General features: G+C 36.7%; 20 protein-coding genes. 19 read left to right on the top strand and 1 reads right to left on the bottom strand.

The window, feature by feature from the left end; all coding sequences use genetic code 11:
- Nucleotides 1-275: 275 nt before the first annotated feature.
- From AC625_RS24105 to AC625_RS24085, 5 genes are all read left to right on the top strand, one after another.
- Nucleotides 276-509, top strand: coding sequence for a hypothetical protein (locus tag AC625_RS24105; protein ID WP_049683960.1), 234 nt, complete (start codon nucleotides 276-278; stop codon nucleotides 507-509).
- 51 nt (nucleotides 510-560) lie between these two features.
- Entirely contained in the window at nucleotides 561-1,970 is a 1,410-nt protein-coding gene (locus tag AC625_RS24100; protein WP_049683959.1) for a purine-cytosine permease family protein, read from the top strand.
- A gap of 1,120 nt (nucleotides 1,971-3,090) precedes the next feature.
- On the top strand, nucleotides 3,091-3,453 hold the full coding sequence (gene hxlR / locus AC625_RS24095) for a transcriptional activator HxlR (RefSeq protein WP_049683958.1): 363 nt from the start codon (nucleotides 3,091-3,093) through the stop codon (nucleotides 3,451-3,453).
- A gap of 213 nt (nucleotides 3,454-3,666) precedes the next feature.
- Nucleotides 3,667-4,308: a 3-hexulose-6-phosphate synthase gene (gene hxlA / locus AC625_RS24090; RefSeq protein WP_049683957.1), complete on the top strand. Its 642-nt coding sequence runs from the start codon at nucleotides 3,667-3,669 to the stop codon at nucleotides 4,306-4,308.
- A gap of 51 nt (nucleotides 4,309-4,359) precedes the next feature.
- Nucleotides 4,360-4,770 (top strand): cupin domain-containing protein, encoded by a 411-nt coding sequence (locus AC625_RS24085; protein ID WP_049683956.1) that lies wholly within the window; start codon nucleotides 4,360-4,362, stop codon nucleotides 4,768-4,770.
- Between the two features lie 347 nt (nucleotides 4,771-5,117).
- Here the strand turns inward: AC625_RS24085 and AC625_RS24080 are convergent, their stop codons facing one another.
- On the bottom strand, nucleotides 5,118-5,462 hold the full coding sequence (locus AC625_RS24080; protein ID WP_053178208.1) for a hypothetical protein: 345 nt from the start codon (nucleotides 5,460-5,462) through the stop codon (nucleotides 5,118-5,120).
- A 445-nt stretch (nucleotides 5,463-5,907) separates the two neighbouring features.
- On the opposite strand from AC625_RS24080, the gene AC625_RS24075 reads away from it, so the two are divergent.
- The 14 genes from AC625_RS24075 (at nucleotide 5,908) to AC625_RS24010 (ending at nucleotide 21,153) form a co-directional block, all read left to right on the top strand.
- Nucleotides 5,908-6,924, top strand: a complete 1,017-nt coding sequence (locus AC625_RS24075) for an ABC transporter substrate-binding protein (RefSeq protein ID WP_049683955.1) — start codon at nucleotides 5,908-5,910, stop codon at nucleotides 6,922-6,924.
- 576 nt (nucleotides 6,925-7,500) lie between these two features.
- On the top strand, nucleotides 7,501-9,669 hold the full coding sequence (locus AC625_RS24070) for a BglG family transcription antiterminator (RefSeq protein WP_049683954.1): 2,169 nt from the start codon (nucleotides 7,501-7,503) through the stop codon (nucleotides 9,667-9,669).
- A 230-nt stretch (nucleotides 9,670-9,899) separates the two neighbouring features.
- On the top strand, nucleotides 9,900-11,336 hold the full coding sequence (locus tag AC625_RS24065; RefSeq protein WP_156187682.1) for a PTS transporter subunit EIIC: 1,437 nt from the start codon (nucleotides 9,900-9,902) through the stop codon (nucleotides 11,334-11,336).
- A gap of 242 nt (nucleotides 11,337-11,578) precedes the next feature.
- On the top strand, nucleotides 11,579-12,019 hold the full coding sequence (locus AC625_RS24060) for a cupin domain-containing protein (RefSeq protein ID WP_082191315.1): 441 nt from the start codon (nucleotides 11,579-11,581) through the stop codon (nucleotides 12,017-12,019).
- 366 nt (nucleotides 12,020-12,385) lie between these two features.
- On the top strand, nucleotides 12,386-13,141 hold the full coding sequence (locus AC625_RS24055) for a hypothetical protein (RefSeq protein WP_049683951.1): 756 nt from the start codon (nucleotides 12,386-12,388) through the stop codon (nucleotides 13,139-13,141).
- 111 nt (nucleotides 13,142-13,252) lie between these two features.
- A complete protein-coding gene (locus tag AC625_RS24050; protein WP_049683950.1) occupies nucleotides 13,253-14,671 on the top strand; it encodes a purine-cytosine permease family protein in 1,419 nt (472 codons plus the stop codon).
- A 485-nt stretch (nucleotides 14,672-15,156) separates the two neighbouring features.
- Complete coding sequence (gene hxlA / locus AC625_RS24045) at nucleotides 15,157-15,798, top strand: 3-hexulose-6-phosphate synthase (RefSeq protein ID WP_049683919.1); 642 nt, start codon at nucleotides 15,157-15,159, stop codon at nucleotides 15,796-15,798.
- Between the two features lie 2 nt (nucleotides 15,799-15,800).
- Entirely contained in the window at nucleotides 15,801-16,358 is a 558-nt protein-coding gene (gene hxlB / locus AC625_RS24040; RefSeq protein WP_049683949.1) for a 6-phospho-3-hexuloisomerase, read from the top strand.
- Between the two features lie 91 nt (nucleotides 16,359-16,449).
- Complete coding sequence (locus AC625_RS24035) at nucleotides 16,450-17,247, top strand: IclR family transcriptional regulator (protein ID WP_245645127.1); 798 nt, start codon at nucleotides 16,450-16,452, stop codon at nucleotides 17,245-17,247.
- A gap of 116 nt (nucleotides 17,248-17,363) precedes the next feature.
- Nucleotides 17,364-17,777 carry a hypothetical protein gene (locus AC625_RS24030; RefSeq protein ID WP_049683945.1) on the top strand — a complete coding sequence of 138 codons (414 nt, stop codon included), beginning with the start codon at nucleotides 17,364-17,366 and terminating at the stop codon, nucleotides 17,775-17,777.
- A 541-nt stretch (nucleotides 17,778-18,318) separates the two neighbouring features.
- Entirely contained in the window at nucleotides 18,319-18,684 is a 366-nt protein-coding gene (locus AC625_RS24025; protein ID WP_049683947.1) for a winged helix-turn-helix transcriptional regulator, read from the top strand.
- A 233-nt stretch (nucleotides 18,685-18,917) separates the two neighbouring features.
- The gene (gene hxlA / locus AC625_RS24020; RefSeq protein WP_049683946.1) at nucleotides 18,918-19,559 is read left to right on the top strand and encodes a 3-hexulose-6-phosphate synthase; all 642 of its coding nucleotides are present in this window, start codon (nucleotides 18,918-18,920) and stop codon (nucleotides 19,557-19,559) included.
- 61 nt (nucleotides 19,560-19,620) lie between these two features.
- The gene (locus tag AC625_RS24015) at nucleotides 19,621-20,034 is read left to right on the top strand and encodes a hypothetical protein (RefSeq protein WP_049683945.1); all 414 of its coding nucleotides are present in this window, start codon (nucleotides 19,621-19,623) and stop codon (nucleotides 20,032-20,034) included.
- A gap of 138 nt (nucleotides 20,035-20,172) precedes the next feature.
- Entirely contained in the window at nucleotides 20,173-21,153 is a 981-nt protein-coding gene (locus AC625_RS24010) for a heme-dependent oxidative N-demethylase family protein (RefSeq protein ID WP_049683944.1), read from the top strand.
- The last annotated feature ends 20 nt before the right edge of the window (nucleotides 21,154-21,173 follow it).

Below are 21,173 nucleotides of genomic sequence, written 5' to 3'. Positions count from 1 at the left end.
AGAAACTCTACCTCTTATACCTAAGAACGTATACATGAAACATTACAACTGTTATTTCAGCTAATTTACTAGTCACTTATGTCTAACTGTAAATTAAAATGGTCGATAAACAGGTTTAACAAAATGACCATGAACATCATCACTGATGAAAAATCCTTTTAATGGTAGCAGAAAACTCACATAATGATTCGAGACACCAAAGCCTATTGTTTGTTAACTTGCCAAGAGAAAATGTTTTTACGAAAAGTTTAACAATAACTATATGAGGTGAAATGATGAGAGAACAAGAAGCAATGTTGAAACTGGAGATTTTTGAAGAGATAACGTATACGCCACCGGAACAGTCCTTTGTGGATCAATTGTATATTGATTTGGACGTTAGGCTTGCTGAAATTGAAAATAAAGACCATGAAGTGAAAAGAATGACGTGGAAAGATTCTTCTTTATCTTTGTTTTTGGTAGAAATCATTAGTGTTTTTTTAGTGTATTTAATTATGAATTTGAACTAATGATGAATCGGAATTTGAAAGCGGTTTCTTCTGAGGGAGAGGGATTTGTATATGGGTGATAACAGCATATCAAAAGACGTAGCATTTGGATTTTTACCGGCGAGAAAAAACGACCGAGTTTTAGGGTTTTGGAGTCTGCTTCTCATTCAACTTGGGACAGGTTTATCATGCTTTAGTTTGCTTACTGGTGGAGCTACAGGAGCCTTATTAGACGCGAAAGATTCCATTGGAGCCATATTATTTGGAAATGCGATTCCAATGATATTAATCATACCGATTTCCATTTACTTTGCACGGTATGGAATTGACACCATTGTCGGTTTTAGAAGTTCTTTAGGGTATCTAGGGTCTAAAATGTTTTGGGGTTTGTTTGCTGTAACAACATTAGGATATACGGCGTTTACGATGTTTATGTCAGGAGAAGCAATTGTAACGATATTAAACATGTTTCATTTTAGCAACATATTGACAACTGCTAGTTTCGGAGCTCCTTTTTTCTCAGTCCTTTTAATTCTTTTATGCCTATTTGTCACATCTAAAGGTCCTGTTATGATTAAATATTTTAACTGGGTCGGAGCACCAGCAATGTTTGTTTTAGTGTTAGTATTGCTGGGAGTGGTTTTATTTGGCCAAAATTTAGACAAAGTGTTTGCCCTTCACCCGATTGAACCCTATGATTCAGTCGGGAGATCGTTAGCGACAGCGATCGAGTTAAATGTCGGGCTTGGTTTTTCATGGCTTCCTTATTTGGGTCAATATAGCCGTCTTGCAAAAGATGAAAAGGGAGCCTTTAACGGCGGGTTTCTAAGCTATGGAATCGGTTTATGTGTCGCTGCTATTTTAGCTGTTTTTATGACGCTTGTCACAGGTTCAATCAATCCAACTGATTGGATGACACAATTGGGAAGTGCCTGGCTTGCTGTTATGGGATTAAGCCTTTTAATCTTAGGGAATGTTACGGCCGCTATTTTCTTCATGTACGCCCAAGCGATCAGTTTTAAAACGATCTTTCCTAAACAAAAATGGGGGATTGCTTTAACGACGAATGTCCCTGTAATCTTGTTAGTCCTTACTCCAGCTTTTTATAATTCATGGAATGTTTTTATTGTCATTATTGCATACATTATGTCCGTAATTGGTGGAATAGTCGTAGTAGATTTCTTTCTTGTCAAAAAACAAAATATCTCCGTGCGAGATTTATATGATACAAACGGAATTTATAAATACTGGTATGGGATTAATCCTTCAGCTGTATTAAGCGTAATCGTTGGAACAATCTTTTATTGGAGTGTGTATAATCCATTATTGGATAAGCCAAGTGGGATCTTTGTTTACATTACGGCTGGTATCCCAACGTACTTTGTAGCGGGCGGTTGTTATTATGTTTCGTCGAAGTATATTTTTCGATCGAAGGCAAATAAAGCTAGTCAAATTGATATCGCGATAAGAAAAACTAGCTAAGTTTATAGAAACAATGATTCGCAGAAATGGAAGATAGCTAAACGAGAGGTTCTTGAGACATGTCATCTCGAACCTCTCGTTTTTCGATTGAGAAAGAAAACAACCTCGATTTTCAATTCAAACAAAAGCTTGCCCTTAAAACTCCTATCATTCCAATTTGTTGGTTTTCCATCATTGATTCGTCCCTTTCCTCATTTTTTAAAATAAGCGAAGTTTGTGTGCACAAAAGGAGATGTTTGTATATGTCAGGTTGTGTCGATGGTGGAGGCTATTATTGTATTGTTTATCCTATTATTTCGCGCCACCTGTATATTCCATCTTTCTAAAGTTTTCTGTTGGATTCACCACTTCTATTTAAAATAATTGAGGAGGAAAGATAAAATCATTGTTATCTGTTTTCATGACTATAACTTCAATCATTTTTTCATCATGAGAAATCAATTGCTTTTTCAAGTCTAATCTTCCTTGATTGTAAAAGAATTCGACAAGAGTTAGGTCTTTTATCTTAATGCTCGTGTAAAAAAAGGAGTGGTTTTGGGATTTAATCATATTAAAATCGATTTTGTTGACTTATCAACGTACATATTTGGTTTGATAATGAAAAAATAATAGTTATTAATCAAGCAATCTTCCTTTTGTTGTTTTTATATATATTGTTTTAAATCTTTTATTGTTTTCGGGTGTCGAAAACCGTTGATATATAGGGATTTATCGAGGTTAAACCGTACAAAGTTGGTTTTAAAGCGTACAAAAAATAAAGTAGAGAATACAAAACAAATTGATTCCGATCCTCCATTTGAAAATACACGTTTGGATGATATGTTGAAAGATTTTGAAAAACAATTGAATAAGTTTGAGACTTCCCTTTAGCATGATCGAGGTAGTAAGGCAGGACAAAATCTTAGAAATGAAGCGAGAAGGCTTCTAATTGTAAGGACTAAGGGGATTGCCTAAGCTAAAACTGGTCGATAGATTGGTATTTTTAGGACTCACCTTCTTCAAACAACCGTAAGGGCGTTAAGAAGGAACGTTCAATTGTACGTACTAACCATTTTGTTATATAGTATAAAAAATCATACTTTTATAGTGTATGATAGAGAGAATAGAGGAGGGATAACAAATGAGTCATATTCGTGGAAAGACGTTTAATTGTGAAAAAGAATTAACACTTTCTATTATCGGAGGGAAATGGAAGATGCTGATTATGTGGCATCTAGGGAAAGAAGGGACAAAAAGATTTGGAGAATTGAAATCTCTCATACCTGCTATCACTCAAAGAATGCTTGTCAGTCAGCTTCGGGAACTGGAAGAAGATCTCATTGTTAGTCGTAAAGTTTATCCTGTCGTTCCGCCAAAAGTCGAATATTCACTTACGGATCGAGGGCATACTTTAATCCCGATTCTCGAATCTATGTACGTATGGGGAAAAGACTATACGGAATTCGTTTTAAATCATACACTAGAACAAACAAATGAACACTGAAATGAAAAGCGCTATAAATATAAGAGTGATCAATAATATCTATCATTCAGGTAATAAGGATAGTAGACTCAATCTTATTAAGTCCAATAGTATATTTTATGACACCATATGTTAATAAAGTGCGTACTTTATTTTCTGAAAATTAAGACATATACTGGTAGTAGTACTAATGAATCAATCAATCCACAAATTATATGAAGGAGTGACTTATTCATGAAATTACAATTAGCACTTGATCTTGTTAACATTCCAGAAGGCATTAGCGTCGTTAGAGAAGTAGAGGCGTTCATAGATGTCGTTGAAATCGGTACACCTGTTGTTATTAACGAAGGGCTTCGCGCTGTTAAAGAAATGAAAGAAGCATTCCCTAATTTAACAGTCCTCGCGGATCTAAAAATCATGGATGCAGGCGGGTATGAAGTGATGAAAGCATCTGAAGCTGGTGCTGGTATCGTAACAGTATTGGGTGCAACAGATGATTCAACAATTAAAGGTGCGGTAGAAGAAGCGAAAAAACACGGATCTGAAATTCTTGTCGACATGATCAATGTAAAAGACATTGAACAACGTGCAAAAGAAGTAGACGCACTAGGCGTTGATTATATCTGTGTACATACAGGGTATGACCTTCAAGCTGCAGGTGAAAACTCATTTGAACAATTAAGAACAATCAAACGCGTGGTGAAAAACGCAAAAACAGCAGTAGCAGGCGGTATTAAATTGGAAACGCTTTCTGAAGTGATTCAAGCACAGCCTGATCTTGTAATCGTTGGTGGCGGCATTACAGGTAAAGACGACAAAAAAGCAGTGGCACAAGAAATGCAACGCTTAATTAAAGAAGCGGTTACCGTTTAATATAAAAAACGACAATAAATATAAGATAAATTAAAAAGAGGAGTGTTACGAATGAGCCAATCAACAGCAGCAACAAACTACAAATATTTGAGCCAAAAACCTAGTGTCCAAATTATTAAGGCGGGTACTTATAAAAAGCTAGAATTAAATGATATTTTAGGAATTCCGGCACTGAAAAGCCAAATCATTGATGTTCCAGTTACTGCATCTGAAAACGCCCTTTCAATGGGATACTTCTCTATGCAACCTGGAGAAGAGTTTGAATTCTTGTATGAATTTTTAGAAGTGAAGTTTGTACACAGAGGTAAATTTGTTTTGCGGGACAAGCAAGGTAACAAATATGTAGCTGAAGCAGGAGATGTGATTATTTTCACTCCTAATATCCCAATTATTTTTGATGCTGAAAGCGATGGAGACGCTTTCTATACAGCACATCGTCTGCCTGAACCAACATTTATGTAATAGGTAAAGAGACACTCAGCGATTAAAGTCTTCTTCAGAAATTACTAGAAGAAATAGCTGACTAGTAAACACATTATTAAACACTCTATAGTAGCTTATTATGCACTATAGGGTGTTTTCATGATTATCTTACTAAAGAAGTTGTACAAGTAATTATTAATCTTAAAGAGAAAGCGTTGTTATTAGTATATTAATCCATATTTCCTACCGTATCTAGAAAAAAGAAGTTTGTAACTATTCAGCTGAGTATTAGATAGCTTACTAGAAAGGCAAGGAAAAGAAGGCCAGCCTTCTTTTCCTTGCCTTTTAGGAGCCTTACGTTGAAAACAGATTGAATTGTTTTCCTTCTATTTGTTTGATTGCGACATATTAGAACGAACCGTCTCTTTGACGGTCAGCAAACCGATTTTCTTTGCTTTGCACAACATTCGCTTAAATGTGGCTCTGTTTATCCCGTATCCATTCGCCTTGTCGTCGATGGCTGCCAAAATCGTGTTGATCTTGGCCGTTGAAATGCCCGGTACTTTAGCTACATATCGGATTAAGCATTTTAAGGCGATCCGTTCAGATGTGGTAAAATGCTGCTTGTATTCAATCAACCAATGTTCAATGTTGTTGTTAAAATCTTTCAACGATTTAAATTGACGGTATTTTTTAAACGTCTCGATATTATCAATTACTAAAAACTCCATTTTTTCCGACTCCTTTACGAAACAAAAGACGCTACTATTGCATCGGATAAAAACATCCTCTTTCCGTAATTGGTACGGTTTCCCCCTTACAACGAACCTTCATACACGCTCTAATCAACGGCAGAAGAGTACGAGTAAGGGCCCAGGTAAGTGTTCGCAGGAAGCTTACGATAACGGTGTATGAGTGTCCCACCACTACATATGCACGCTAGGTTCTTTTTTTTCGCTCATTTTTTAAATTACTTCATTCTATTGTTTCAATGAATTTTTAAAAAAAACTGAATGTACAGAATGTTTGATATATAATAAGCTAATAGAATATGGAGACATTTCTTCAATCAAAATTCAAAAAGCTTTTGTGTAAGGCTAGCGCTTTATCTTCATGAATTAAGCCGAATGATAGCGCTATTATATGAAGAAAGTGTGAAGATAGAGGGAGATTCCAATGGAAAAGAGCATGAGCTTCATTTTCATAATAACTCTTATTTCATCGTTTGTCCTCGCTGGTTGTATTAATTCTAGTGGCTCTATCGTACCAACTAGAGCAATTGGGACAATTAAATTTGCGGATGCAGGTTGGGAAAGTATTAGAGTACACAACGAGATCGCAAGAATTATTATTGAAGACGGTTATGGGTATAAAACAGAATCAATTCCGGGATCTGAAACAGCTTCACTTTATGCGATAAGTACGGGAAGTATGGATGTTTATATGGAGATTTGGTCGGGAAGCTACCCGGTAGAATATAAATCTGCCATTGAAAATGGTGATATTATAGAAGCATCTGTAAATTCAGAAAGTACGCGGCAAGGCCTTTATGTTCCAACCTATGTTATTGAAGGGGACCTCGAGCGTGGTATTGAACCGAAGGCCCCTAATTTGAAATCGATTCATGATTTACCTAAGTATTGGGAAATTTTTGGAGATCCGGATGATCCAAATAAAGGACGTATTTATGGGGCGAATCCAGAATGGAATGCTAATAAAGTGTTTCGAGAAAAAATGAAAAACTATGGGTTATACAAAACATTTAATTATTCCGAATCAGTTAGTCAGACAGCATTAATTAAAACATTCATTAATGCCTATGATAAGGGTGAGCCATGGGTAGGCTACATATGGACACCGACATGGACGGCCGGATTGTATGATATTACCGAACTGACAGATGCGCCATACAATGAAAAAAATTGGTTAAATGGGTACCGTACAGAGTTCCCTTCACAAAGATTAACGATTGCTGTTCACAACAAGCTGCCAGAACAGGTGCCAGAAGTTTTTGCGTTTTTAAGCAACTATTCTATAAGCAATGCTATTACGACTGACTTTTTAGCTTACATGAAGAAATATGATACAACTACACATGAGGCGGCTATATGGTTTTTAAAAGAATATGAAGAAGTATGGACAACTTGGGTTCCCGATAATGTAAGTAAAAAAGTGAAAGCTAAGCTTCAATAAAACATCAATAGGGTTGTTTTATGCATTGAACTACCCTCCACTTAATTTTCTATGGAAAATTAAGTGGGGGATTCCTACGAACACCAGTGATTCTACTAGTTATTGAGTAGTCTCTATCCGTAGTCCCCTACAGTGAAAACTTTTAGGATCTTGTGCGTTAGACTTACCGCACGCTCTACTCTGTTTGGTTTTCGCTACTTCGATACGTGCGGAGAAATTAGAACGTTGAAGATTTTGCGTAACAGACGATTTTCCTGTTACAACCTCCTATCTTCAGTTTTCAAAGAGCATTTGTACAAATACAGGAAAGAACGAAAGTTCGTGTTTTTCGACAGTTTAGGCTAACGCCTACCGAAATACATCTCCACCTACTCAATAGGCTATGCCCTTCATATTCGTTGAGGAAGCGGACTTCTTTCAGGAAGCTGTTAAACTATTAAGGGACTAAGGGAAAGTCCTTTTTATCGTTAATATTTAATTTTGATAGTCAATGCAGCAATAGGAAGTCACTCTTTTGACTGCCAGCGTATAGCCTTCTATAAATAGAATGATTATATTTGGAGGGGGATAAACAAAGTGAAACAACAAATTCCTATTTTAGATTCTCGCCAAAAAGAGCTGTTAAGGACGCTGCTAATAGCTGACAAACCTATTACGTATAAAGAGTTATCTGAAATGTTTAAATTAAGTACAAGAACAATTCAAAGAGAAATGAAAGCGCTTAAGACTATCTTGGAGGCCTACGATTTAAAAGTAGGGAAACGAATTGGAGATGGTTTTGAATTGAAAGGATCAGAGGAAGGAAAGAGATGGTTAAGAGAACACATAGAGCAGGCGAAAACGTTTTCCGCGTACTCCCCAGAAGAACGGCAGGATGGAATGACTTATGATTTATTGCTTTCTAAAGAACCGATTAAGCAATTTGTGTTTAGTAAAAAGTACGGGATTACGGAAGGGACTGTCAGCTCTGATTTGGACAAGGTGAGTATTTGGCTTGAAAAGGGGGGGATTACACTCATTCGAACGCCAGGAATTGGTGTATATATCAATGGGCAGGAAAAGCAGCGGAGGACGATGTTGTCCAGGTTGCTTCACAAGGATATAATGTTCGAGGAATGGCTCGAACTTTTCCATAAAAAGACAGAGTTAGGGGGGGAGGTGCTAGATCAGTTAGGTATGATGATTCGAAATCGTTTACTAAAGTTTGTTCAAATTCATAACATCTTGGATGTTGAGCGTGTTATACACCAAGTCTTAAAAGAGCAAACAGATATCGAATTAACAGACCGGAACTATGTAAATCTAATTGTTCATCTAATGCTTGCAGTCGAGAGAATAAAAAGCGGACAGATTATTCAAACATCCAATGTGTCTATTGTATCTCAAGACTCTGAATTTGATCAATTAATCTATTCGCTTGCGGAAAAAATTGTTGATCGACTTGAAACCGTTCTTGCCATTTCAATACCTAAAATTGAAGTGAATTATATTGCTCTACATTTATCAGGGGCCCGCCTTTCTAACAGAAAAGAAAGGGACAACTATGAAAAAGAAGAATTTACTTGGATTGAATTGACACAAAGCTTTATTCGAGCAGTGGAATACCATCTAGATGAATCGTTTGAAGGGGATGAACTGCTTTTTGATGGGTTAGTTTCCCATTTTGCTCCAGCTTTTACCCGTTTAAAATACGGGCTTCAAATACATAATCCGATGCTCGAAAAAATTAAAGCAAGGTATCCGGAAACGTTTTCTGCATGTAAGAAAGCGTGTGAGCTTTTAGCAAATAGAACAGGCGGCCCTATTCCAAACGATGAGATCGGTTATTTGGCGATGCACATCGGAGCTGCGCTTATTCGGAAGAAAGACACTTTAAAAAGCGAGTATAAAGCCATTGTTGTATGTTCTAGTGGACTTGGAACGTCAACATATCTGGCTTCAAGGCTACGTACTGAAATGCCGAATCTGAAAGTAGAAGCAGTTGTCTCGATGAATGAGCTTGAAGGAGGTCTGCAGGAAAAGGCGGAAGTGGATATTTTGATTTCGACAATAAACCTTCCTTTTGTGAAACATAATAATGTCGTCATTGTAAGCCCATTTCTCAAACAAGAAGATATATCAAGAATTCAAAATGCCTTGTTCAAAGTGAATAAATCAAAGCCAATTCAAAAGAATGTACAAAATACGAACGGGAAATCATCTTCTGTCATGTCTCTTGCAAAATGTGGGGAAGGTATGATTCAAATTTTACGAAATTTAAAAGTCTATAATGATGTTTATGTACGACCACCTGTTACGATTTCCAGCATTCTTAGTGGGATTAAAGATATTGAGGAAGTAAGTGATTTTGAGAAGCTTTCCAAAGATCTTGAAGAACGTGAGCAGCAAGGAGGGTTTGTAATAGATGATTTGGCGATGATTCATGCTAAGTCAGAAGGAATAAATAACTTGCTTGTTGTCGTTTTTCGAATGAAAGAACCTATTTTATGGCCTTTTGCTGATGATGAAGAACAACAGTCTGTTCATACAGTACTCTTATTGGCGGCACCTCAGGGGGCGCCAAAAGAGCATATAGAAATGATCAGTAAGATCAGTTCCATGTTAATAGAAGAATCATTTGTTAACGTATTAAGAGAATCTACGGCAGATGTCGTGAACAGTTCGTTGGAAGCTGTATTATCGGAGGCATATGAAAAGAAAGCAGCGCGTTCCTTAAAGGAGATTCAGGGAACGTCAACTTCTTGATAATGCGAACTCTTTTGGCCCCTACTTTAAGCTGTCAACAAACAAAGGAGTACCTTACTGACCTAATGGTTCACATCAGTCATCCAACGGTTTACTCCTCTACCCATTCTATTACGGAAAGGAGGAAGTGCAGGAGATATTATTGCTAGCAAAAGCGCCATTCCTCCTCTGTTTAACACTGGACGTTGCCTGTTCTGTGTTTGAAGCAGAGGTCTTCCTGCGTGAATCTGATGAAGAAACTAGGCCAATTGTTGAGCGCTATCGTTTACCAAAATATTGCGGTCATTATAGTCGCAGGAATCATTCAAGGAGTCTTTGGGGTTTATGGATGGTGGTATAATGATAGAATTTTACTTTTATTGAATCCTATTAATAACATTCTATTGCCTATTTTATTAGGTTATACAGGTGGGCGATTAATAGGGGGACAGCAGGGAGCTGTTGTAGCTTCCATCGTGACATATGGATTAATACTATCAAGTTCTACTCCTGCCATCTTAGGTGCCATGATTATCGGACCATTAACAGGTTGGCTAATAAAAAAGCTTGATCATATCGTAAAAAAGAAATTACCTGGTGTTGGATATGAATTGCTCATTAGTAATATCTTAGCTGCGATGATTGCTACTATACTCACGATTTTATGTTTTTTTTATGTAGGACAAACATTTTCTGCTGTTGTGGAATGGCTCACAAAGCTATTAGAAACCATTATTTACTCAGGCTGGCTCCCACTGACGGCCATAATCATTGAACCTGCAAAAGTACTATTTTTAAATAATATTATCAATTTTGGTGTATTAGGCTCTCTTGGAGTTCAGCAAGCAGAAGAACTCGGTAAATCTATTTTTTTCATGTTAGGAGCAAATCCAGGCCCGGGACTAGGTATTCTTGTTGCTTGTTGGTTGAAAATGGGGATTGAACAAAGGAAGGGTGCAAAACTGGCTATTTTTATCCATTTTTTTGGTGGTGTACAGGAAGTTTATTTCCCGTATGTTTTAATGAATCCACTTTTAATTATTCCACTTATTGTAGGAGGAATGATTGGGGTATTTACATTTCAAATGTTTGATGTAGGTCTTGTCGCTATTCCATCGCCAGCCAGTATCTTCTTGTTTATCGGTCTGGCGCCAAAAGAGGATATACTCTTTATCATTTTAGGTATATTGCTTTCAGCTATAGCCACCTTTCTTTGCAGTGTGATTCTTTTAAAACGAGTGCCAGATTCTCCTCTTTTATTGGAAAATAGTGAATATGTAAAGTTTCAACGTGTAGAGAAAGATGAAAAACCAATTACAAAAGAGATGATGGATAAAATGACTGATCCATCTATGAATAAAGAAAGAGGTGAGACAGAAATTATTTCAGCATTTTCCAATATAGATAAGCTTGAAAACATCGTTTTTATTTGTGAAGCAGGAATGGGTTCAAGTGCAATGGGAGCTGCGATGTTAAAAAAGAAGCTCAAACAAGCAAATTTGACTATAGAAGTTGGAAATGCCTCTATTAGTGATATTCCCGAATATGCAGACCTTATTATTTGCCACGAGAAGTTCCTTTCTGATGTACAAAAAACGGTACCCAATAAAGTCTGCTATTCGCTTAGGTCTTTCACAGATATGAAAGGTTATGATGAACTGGTGGAGCGTATAAACAATATTGTTTAATAGCCGATGACCAAAATGAGTTAAGTTCAGGCATACGTTATGTAGATATAGCATGGTTCCACACCAGTTAAAAAGTAATATGGCTGTTAGTGTCTAAGTATACCCTTCTATCTTTGCATAAGAATCAGCACTATCATCAGTTTTGTCGCACGTTGAACGCGACAAAACTGATGAAACTGAAGCAAGTAAATATCATTTAATAATGCTAGAATTAAAAAAGATAGAATATTCAAACAAAAATAATGAAATTAATTGGAGTGAAAAAAATGAGCAGAACAGCTACAAAAGACAACTATACTTATGTAAGTCAAGGTCCAGGATTACAATTAATTAAAGCTGGTACTACAGAACTAAAAGAAGTCAACGCGATACTAGGAATCCCAGAAGTGAGAAGCCAAATTATTGATATTCCTATTACCCAAGCTGAAGGTGCTGTAACATTAGGTCTATATGCAATGCAAAAAGCCGAAAAAGGCTTTGATTTTAAATATGATTACTTAGAAATTAAAACTGTTGTTAGTGGTCAATTTATACTTAGTGATGATCAAGGGACTGATAGAATGATAGCAGAAGCTGGTGATGTAGTTATTATCAACGCTGGTACTACCGTTACGTTCCACCCTGAATGTGATGGTGTAGCAACTTATGTTGCACACAGATTGCCAGAACCTATATTTGCATAATCGATTGTTTAACTAGATTTTAAAGTCGAATGATAGATGTTCCCGTTTGCACAAATGAAAGCGTTGCGCAAACGGGTTACTTTTCTCTCGTGAAATCGGAAAACTTTGAATATTCTTGTAATTCAATGGAAATAAAGGTCGTTTTATCAAATAAGAAAATAAATAGTTCACTTAATGATCAAACCTCAAAAGAAAGCGATTACAATATATGGTAAAGTAAGCATGGGCTAAACTTAATTCAACAAATAATTAATATGTAATCTCAAGTTAAATACATGAAGCCATATTTCCTTTCCTATCTAAAAAATAGAGATATTCCATTTAAGTGTTCTTATAATCTATGAAACGAAAAGGGGTTATTAAACAATGCATACAGTAAATGCTATGAGCTATCAAGATTTTGATTTTGAGCTAGATGGCCAGAAAGCTTTATTGGAAGATATTTTCCCAGGTTTTAATGTACATGACCGTGTAGGAGTTGTTGTAAGGGAAGCTGGTGGTGGAACAGGGGCAAGTGCCTTACTAATGTCAGCGCTAACAAGATTTTATGATTTTTTTCGACCTGATCTTGGCGTAGAGCCTGGGAAGCAGTTTATTTATCCTGAATTCTTCGTCTTTCATGTCGGTGAACAGCATATGACTCATTATTGGATGGACATATGGCCACCACATAAAGAAGTTATCGTAGAAGACGATCCTGAGCAAATACTAGAGGCGATTAATGACCGTGGCATTACACGTCTACTTGTAGAAGACATGGAGCCTATACAGCCCACTTTTTTGAGGGAAACATTAAATGCTGCTAAACATCGAATCGTTAGTGCATTGGCCTATTCACCGAAAGGTTGCGTGGAAAATAGTGATGTAAAGATCACGAGTTGTGAAGAAGCAGAAAAATGTGTTAAGGACTCATTCAAGATGTCAGAAGGTCTATCTAATGAAGTACTTGAAGAGTTGTTTCAAAGACGAGAATCACTCACCACGAACGGACGTGTAACAGAAACCTATCGCCGCATTGAAGTAGCGAACGCTTTGCATATGCTCACTCACAATATTGAACCAGGTCCAACAACACGAAGCTACTTTGCTCTATTAGAACTGGAAACTGAAGTAGAAGCGTAAACGCCTCAAAAAATGATTGTAAGGTTTAAATGGATATATTCATTCATAATTACCCTTTCAATTAACTGATAATTCAAAATCTTTAAATGTATTCCATAAGGAGATGAAACTATGGCTGGTGGGTCAGTAAATGTAACCGGACCAAAAGAGGGTCTGAGTGAAAAAGAATTAATGAAAGATGATTATTCATTAAGTAAAGTGCCTACTGAAAAAAGAAATATGGGCTTACTAAGCGTTGCAAACATCGCGTTAGGTATTTCTACAGCCATCTTCTTTTTTCAAATGGGGAGCATCATGGCCATTAAATTTGGCGCGATGAACGCGTTGGTATCAGGTATTTATGCAACAATTGTTGCCGGAATCATCAGTACAATTATTGTTTATTTATCCGCAAAAACAGGAATGAATGTAAACTTATTATCTAGGGGCGGAGGATTTGGTTATATTGGTGCTTCATTAACCTCGCTTGTTTATGCTTCAAACTTTATTATGTACTGTGCATTTGAAGGCATTCTCATGGTATATGCCGTGAATGAATTCTTACCGGCCATTCCAATGTGGGCGTTAATTGTTTTCTTTGGATCGGTTGTAATTCCTTTAAACTGGTTTGGGATTAAGCAACTGGATAAAATACAAAAATTCACATTGCCGATCTTTATCATTATGTTAACAATCGCTTTAATTGTATCTTTCCTCAAACCATCAGCTTATGACGGGAACTTTTTGACCTATGTGCCAGATGGGGTTAAATTTGGAGGAACGGCCTTGCTTCTTTGCATAGGCATGCAAAACGGATTATTAGGTCTAATGGCTTTACTTGCATCAGATTATGCGAGATTTCTTAAAAAAGATGACGTTAAGGTAGGGAAGTATATTATCGGGTTTTTCCCTCAGCTTCTTTGTTTTTTCATCATGGGTCTTATCGGAATCTGGTTTGGAGTTCGTATGGGAGAAGCTAACCCTGGTGTTTATATGGTTCAACTCCTAGGTATAGGCGGCGTATTCTTTACGATTCTGACACAGGTCCGAATTAACATTACGAATTTATACAGCGGTTCATTATCTCTGTCCAGCTTTTTTGAGAACGTGTTTAAATTTAAACCAGGAAGACCGTTTTGGGTGGTCGTATCAGGAGTAACCTCAATCGCTTTAATGCTAGGTGGCATACTAGATCATTTAAGTGGTGTGCTAATCGCTCAAGGGATTTTCCTAATGGCATGGGCGGCCATCTTAATAAGTGACGCATTCATTGTTAAAAAAGTATTAAAAATCGGCCCTACTTATTATGAACATAGACAAAAGAATTTATTTAAATGGAATCCAGTTGGCGTCGTTGCTTTTGTAGTAGCGAGTATATTTGGTTCCATTGCTGGCTTCGGATATATGGGGACGTTCTTACAAAATACATCTGCATTCTTTTCCTTTATCATCGCGTTTGTAGTCACAATTATTATGGCGATTGCTACAAAAGGGAAATATTATGTTAGAGAAGACGCGAAAGATATTCCAGTAGAAGAGTACATCGCTTAAGTTCACAACGACAAGGTGAATAACCCCATAGCTATCAAGTTAAGCAAATGATTGTATGCTATGAACAAAAATCCTTCTTCTGTTTTCTTAAAAAGAAGGATTTTTATTTTGACCACTTAATTAAGCAAAATGCGACACATTGATTAAAGAATGTAAACGATATTTCCCTAAAGAAAAGGTTGAAGACTGGTTTTAGTATCCGAAAAAAAAATACATCACATTCTTCTCTTTTGCAAAGGACTGTCTGTATTTTTGTGTATTCCATATGACAGATTTGAGTCGATTCAATAAATCTCAAACACTCTTTTAATGGATTAATTCAATACTTCAATCAACTTTCATTAAGAAGGAACTCTTAATAGTATAATATTTAACACCATATGTTAATAAAGTGCGTACTTTATTTTCTGAAAATTAGGACATATACTGATGGTAGTACTAATAAATCAACCAATCCGCAAATTATATGAAGGAGTGACTTATTCATGGAACTACAATTGGCGATAGACCTAGTAAATACTGAAGAAGCAATTAAATTGGTGGAAGAAGTTAAAGATTTCATTGATATCGTAGAAATTGGTACACCGGTTGTTAAAATTGAAGGTCTTCAAGCAGTAAAAGCTATGAAGGAAGCATTCCCTCAATTACAAGTTTTAGCTGACATGAAAACAATGGATGCAGCAGGTTATGAAGTTTTAAAAGCATCTGAACATGGCGCTGATATCGTCACTATTCTAGCTGTAGCTGAAGATGAGTCTATCAAAGGCGCAGTTGCAGAAGCAAAAAAACAAGGTAAAAAGATTCTTATTGATTTAATTGCTGTAAAAGATCTTGCTAAACGTGCGCAAGAAGTTGATGCAATGGGCGTAGACTATATTTGTGTACATACAGGTTACGACCTACAAGCAAAAGGTCAAAACTCATTTAAGGACCTTGAAACAATTAAAGGCGTTGTGAAAAATGCAAAAACTGCAATCGCAGGTGGTATTAAATTAGAAACACTTCCTGAAGTTCTTAAATCAAACCCTGACCTTATCATTGTAGGTGGCGGTATTGCTAACCAAGATGATAAAAAGGCTGTAGCTGCTGAAATGCAACGTTTAATTAAAGAGGCGGTGACCGTTTAATTATGCAAACAACTCAATATACTGAACTCGTTTTGCAAGAGCTTCAACGAACAGCAGCGCTCGTTCGCGATGAAGATGCCGAACAACTCGTAAATGGCATTCTGAGTGCAAAAAAAGTGTTTGTAGCAGGAGCCGGCAGATCAGGCTTCATGGCTAGATGTTTTGTTATGCGTATGATGCACATGGGACTAGATCCATATATTGTAGGCGAAACCGTGACACCTAATTTGGAAGAAGGAGATATCTTTATCATCGGCTCCGGATCTGGTGAAACAAAAAGTCTAGTTGCCATGGCAGAAAAGGCAAAAAGCATCGGAGCGACAGTGGCCGCGGTAACCATATTCCCGAATTCAACAATCGGTGATTTGGCAGATATCGTCATTGAAATTCCTGCTCAAGCGAAGTCTGGCGTCGATACGGGGAATAAATCGATTCAGCCAATGGGCTCTCTGTTCGAACAAAGCCTTCTATTATTCTATGATTCTATTATTCTCCGCTTCATGGAGAAAAAAGGCATGGATTCCGACAAAATGTACGGGCGCCACGCGAATTTAGAATAGTAGCAAATCCTTAGTGGTTCGATTCTTCCTTTAATTAACTAGTAAGGATTAGCACACCAATTTCTAGATCATTCATTTTGGAAGTATTCTTTTGTATCAAGACAGCAACTTATTAATATCTCAATCAAGGAGAAAATGTATGTCGGAGGTTATTCGGAAGTCTGTTGCGTTACTCACCACCATCGTGCCAACTGAGGATAAAGAGGAGTGGAGTGCGACTGAAGTAAGCCGCCAACTTGATATTCCTATTCAAACGGTGCATCGATTACTTTCAAGTCTTGCTGAATATGGTTTTGTATTTCAGAATAATGAAACCAAAAAGTTCCGCTTAGGATTTACTTTGATGCATCTAGGTTTCTTGATACGGGATAATTTATCTATTCGAAATAGTGCACTTCCCACTATGGAAAAACTGATGAAGAAAACCGGAGAATCCGTTTATTTAACCGTTCCAGAAGGTACTGAGGGAGTAATTGTTGACTGTCTTAATAAGAATGTGCTTTCAAAAGAGAATGAGATTGGGATGAGAACTCCATTATGTGTTGGTGCATCCAATAAAGCTATTTTGTCTCATTTAAGTGCAGATATCAAACAGCAGATTATACAAAAACTTATTGAGCAGGGTGAGATACGTGATGTGAAAAATTTGGAAAACGAATTAAAACTTATTGCGAAGTGGAAAATCGCCAACTCTTTTGGAGAAATTTTCAAGGGAACTGTCACCATAGCGGCACCTATTTTTTCTTGGGAGGGCAGAGTGGTTGCTTCTATCAGCATAGTTTTTTCGGAAACAAATTTCAAGGATCACCAATCTAAATATTTGATGAATGAAGTGAAGAAAGCAGCAGGGGTCATTTCTGAAGAATTAGGATGGTTAAAATCCAGTTAATTTTTATTCACTAAACTTTTCGGAAATTTAGTGAATAGATATCTTTATATTTTTTGTAAAGAAATAGTGCTTGATTCAGAGGAAATTAAAAAACTAAATTGATAGGAGTGTCAAACGTGAGCCAATCAACAGAAGCAAAAAACTATAGCTATTTGAGCCAAAAACCAGGGATCCAAATTTTTAAACCAGGTACTTTTGACAAAATTGAATTGGATGGACTATTAGGAAAGCCGGATTTGAACAGCCAAATTATTGATGTCCCTGTTACAGCAACGGCAAATCCTCTAACAATCGGATTCTTCTCTATGCAACCAGGAGATGAATTTGAATTCGTATATGAATTTTTAGAATACAAAGTAATTACAAAAGGTAAATTTGTCTTACGTGACAAGCAAGGGAACAAATATATAGCCGAAGCAGGAGATGTTGTTCTCTTTACACCTAATGTTCCTGTAATTTTTGATGGCGAAAGTGATGGCGAAGCGATCTACACGAAACATGCTGCTGCTGATGCTGCATTCATGAAATAAGAAAAGTAGACTATCAAACATCAGGATCAGTCTTTGTTAGAAGTCAGGAAATAAATGAGCTTGTTTAGGCAGCTTTCGTCCAGTTCATACGGGCGAAGGTTGCTTAATTTTGTTATCGGCTTTAGGAGAGCTGCAACGTATAAGATATAGGATCTCTAACCCGAGGAGTCTACTCAAAAACTAGTGGATAGAGTGTTCGTAAGGATCCCCCACTTTATATTCACCATAGGAAATGAAGTGGAGGGTAGCTCGAGCTAGTAATCATAGAATAGAAAGTGACATTTCCGCTCTTCGTGTTTTTCTTCTAGTCTATTTATCCTTCTTGCGAAAAATGTCTTTTAGCTGTTCTTGTAATCTCTTACTATAAGATTTATCACGTAAAAGTAGGTTTGCGATACATATATTCATTCTGTTTGAAAAAATATTTTTAGAAAATATTCTATTATCAGAATTTCGCTTGTAAATACGTACTTTTTTGTTATATAGTGTAAGAAATCATACTTTAATGATGGATGTTATCATTATAGGGGAGGGATAACAAATGATTCATACTCGAGAGAAGACGTTTAATTGTGAAAAAGAATTAACACTTTCTATTATCGGTGGGAAATGGAAGATGCTGATTATGTGGCATTTAGGGAAAGATGGGACAAAGAGATTCGGAGAATTGAAATCTCTCATTCCTGCCATCACCCAAAGAATGCTTGTTAGTCAGCTTCGAGAACTGGAAGAAGATCTCATTGTTAGTCGTAAAGTGTATCCTGTCGTTCCACCAAAAGTCGAATATTCACTAACGGAACGAGGACATACTTTAATACCAATTCTCGAGTCTATGTATGTATGGGGGAAAGAGTACACGGAAAGCGTTTTAAATAATACACTAGAAAAACGAATTAACTCTAAATGATAAAGTGGTTTTTATTGCAAAAAAGGCACTAAAAATAGTCATATACATGGAGAAGAGACAGCGTTGGTTCGAGTAATATAGACAAAATAATAGGAAGAAAATTGCTTACTAATCACAATAGTATATTTTATGACACAATATGATAATAAAGTGCGTACTTTGTTTTCTGAAAATTAAGATTTATAATAGATTTAGTACCAATTAATAACTACTTAATAAGGAGTGTCCCATTCATGAAATTACAATTAGCTCTTGATCTAGTCAATATTCCAGAAGGCATTAGCGTCGTTAGAGAAGTAGAGGCGTTCATCGATGTCGTTGAAATCGGTACACCTGTCGTGATTAACGAAGGACTTCGCGCCGTGAAAGAAATGAAAGAAGCATTTCCTAATTTGACAGTCCTCGCGGATCTAAAAATCATGGATGCAGGCGGGTATGAAGTGATGAAAGCATCTGAAGCCGGTGCCGGTATTGTAACGGTGTTAGGCGCAACAGATGATTCGACAATTAAAGGTGCAGTAGAAGAAGCGAAAAAACACGGATCTGAAATTCTTGTCGACATGATCAATGTGAAAGACATTGAACAACGTGCGAAAGAAGTAGACGCTCTAGGTGTTGATTATATCTGTGTACATACAGGGTATGACCTACAAGCAGCGGGTGAAAACTCATTTGAACAATTGAGAACGATCAAACGCGTCGTGAAGAACGCAAAAACAGCTGTAGCAGGCGGTATTAAATTGGAAACGCTTCCTGAAGTGATTCAAGCACAGCCTGATCTTGTGATCGTTGGCGGAGGCATCACAGGGAAAGATGACAAAAAAGCCGTAGCAGCAGAAATGCAACGCTTAATTAAACAAGCAGTTACCGTTTAAATTAAATAGATGACAGTGAATATAAGGAAAATAATATAAAAAATATTAGGAGTGTTAATAAATGAGCCAATCAACAGAAGCAAAAAACTATAGCTATTTGAGCCAAAAACCAGGAATCCAAATTTTTAAACCAGGTACTTTTGACAAGATTGAATTGGATGGACTTTTAGGCAAGCCAGATTTGAATAGCCAAATCATTGATGTCCCTGTTACAGCAACTGCTAATCCACTTACAATTGGATTCTTCTCTATGCAACCAGGAGATGAATTTGAATTCGTATATGAATTTTTAGAGTATAAAGTAATCACAAAAGGTAAATTTGTCTTACGTGACAAGCAAGGGAACAAATATATAGCTGAAGCAGGCGATGTCGTTCTCTTCACACCGAATGTTCCAGTTATTTTTGATGGTGAAAGTGATGGAGAAGCGATCTACACGAAACATGCTGCTGCTGATGCTGCATTTATGAAATAAGGATCACCCAATTTAAAAGTTTAGCTGGCATGTACGAATGACAAAAAAATTATGTACTAAAAGACATTCTATAGGTAGATCGTTCCTATAGAATGTTTTTTCTAAAAAAGACTAATCTTTTATCAAGGAGAGAAAATAATGGAAAAAAGTACTCCTACCCCTATAAAAGCAGGAAAAATACCTAATCAACCTATAGTAGAACGTTTCCCTTTCCCATTTAAGGGAGACTCCCATGATTTTTCTAACAACTCCACACCACTTGATCCGCCGTTTGTGCTTGATATTACACCTGAATATATTGAAGAAATCAAGCTAAAGCGGAAACTTCTAGATAGTAAAAAAGAACAAACCTATCAATCTTACCCTCATTCTATGGAAGCACAATGGGAAATCTTAGAGATGATTATGGATGAGATGGCATCTATCCACCCGAATTATTTCAATGTCCTTAAAAATGGAAATCAGTGGACGTTCCAAAATAACATCCTTGAAGAAGAATATTCATTTACTTTCGGAGATAGTTCAAGTTTACCATATGAACCTTTAGATTTTATTGGTCGCCATGTACAAGCAGATTTGATTTATCTTGCACAAAAAGACGGTGATCTTTACCTTGACGCAGGACAATTATGTTTCCCAGCCAATTGGTCGCTAGCATTCGATCTAGGTATGGACTTTTTATCTATTCATTTTCCTGTGCCATCCCGTTTTACGAATACAGGGTTAGCTGAGAAAATCCGCGGATTCATTTTAAGAATGGAAGCTGGAAAACCGTGGACTCGATATAATTGGACAATGACCGTTGAGCCAATTCTTGGTACATCACCTGAAACGTATGATGATTGGGGACCGAAAAAAGACGATGTAACAAGTGAAAATGCAGGAAAGCTAGTATATTTTAGAGTTGAAGATCAGAGATTATTCCGACTCCCACGTAGCAATGGAATTTTGTTCAGCATCCATACCCATTTTATTTCACTAGAAGAATTATCCCAAAACCGTAAATGGACGGGTCAACTCCGCAATGTACTAGTTGATTTGGCAGATGACATTGCAGAATACAAAGGATTACTTTTCTATAAAGATAAATTAATAACATATTTGGAAAGAAATCTGTAAGAGATTTTTTCAAATTAACC

Origin of the sequence: Peribacillus loiseleuriae, from assembly GCF_001183985.1 — a bacterium.
GTDB classification, from domain to species: domain Bacteria; phylum Bacillota; class Bacilli; order Bacillales; family DSM-1321; genus Peribacillus; species Peribacillus loiseleuriae.
Note: the sequence above shows the minus strand (reverse complement) of the source record. Positions and strands in the feature narration are given on the sequence as shown.

Coding starts and splice junctions, on each gene's coding strand:
- AC625_RS24015 (WP_049683945.1), top strand. CDS start 19,621: ATGAGCCAATCAACAGAAGCAAAAAACTATAGCTATTTGAGCCAAAAA.
- hxlB (WP_049683949.1), top strand. CDS start 15,801: ATGCAAACAACTCAATATACTGAACTCGTTTTGCAAGAGCTTCAACGA.
- AC625_RS24085 (WP_049683956.1), top strand. CDS start 4,360: ATGAGCCAATCAACAGCAGCAACAAACTACAAATATTTGAGCCAAAAA.
- AC625_RS24060 (WP_082191315.1), top strand. CDS start 11,579: ATGAAATTAATTGGAGTGAAAAAAATGAGCAGAACAGCTACAAAAGAC.
- AC625_RS24010 (WP_049683944.1), top strand. CDS start 20,173: ATGGAAAAAAGTACTCCTACCCCTATAAAAGCAGGAAAAATACCTAAT.
- AC625_RS24075 (WP_049683955.1), top strand. CDS start 5,908: ATGGAAAAGAGCATGAGCTTCATTTTCATAATAACTCTTATTTCATCG.
- AC625_RS24055 (WP_049683951.1), top strand. CDS start 12,386: ATGCATACAGTAAATGCTATGAGCTATCAAGATTTTGATTTTGAGCTA.
- hxlR (WP_049683958.1), top strand. CDS start 3,091: ATGAGTCATATTCGTGGAAAGACGTTTAATTGTGAAAAAGAATTAACA.
- AC625_RS24100 (WP_049683959.1), top strand. CDS start 561: ATGGGTGATAACAGCATATCAAAAGACGTAGCATTTGGATTTTTACCG.
- hxlA (WP_049683919.1), top strand. CDS start 15,157: ATGGAACTACAATTGGCGATAGACCTAGTAAATACTGAAGAAGCAATT.
- AC625_RS24025 (WP_049683947.1), top strand. CDS start 18,319: ATGATTCATACTCGAGAGAAGACGTTTAATTGTGAAAAAGAATTAACA.
- AC625_RS24050 (WP_049683950.1), top strand. CDS start 13,253: ATGGCTGGTGGGTCAGTAAATGTAACCGGACCAAAAGAGGGTCTGAGT.
- hxlA (WP_049683946.1), top strand. CDS start 18,918: ATGAAATTACAATTAGCTCTTGATCTAGTCAATATTCCAGAAGGCATT.
- hxlA (WP_049683957.1), top strand. CDS start 3,667: ATGAAATTACAATTAGCACTTGATCTTGTTAACATTCCAGAAGGCATT.
- AC625_RS24105 (WP_049683960.1), top strand. CDS start 276: ATGAGAGAACAAGAAGCAATGTTGAAACTGGAGATTTTTGAAGAGATA.
- AC625_RS24065 (WP_156187682.1), top strand. CDS start 9,900: ATGAAGAAACTAGGCCAATTGTTGAGCGCTATCGTTTACCAAAATATT.
- AC625_RS24080 (WP_053178208.1), bottom strand. CDS start 5,462: ATGGAGTTTTTAGTAATTGATAATATCGAGACGTTTAAAAAATACCGT.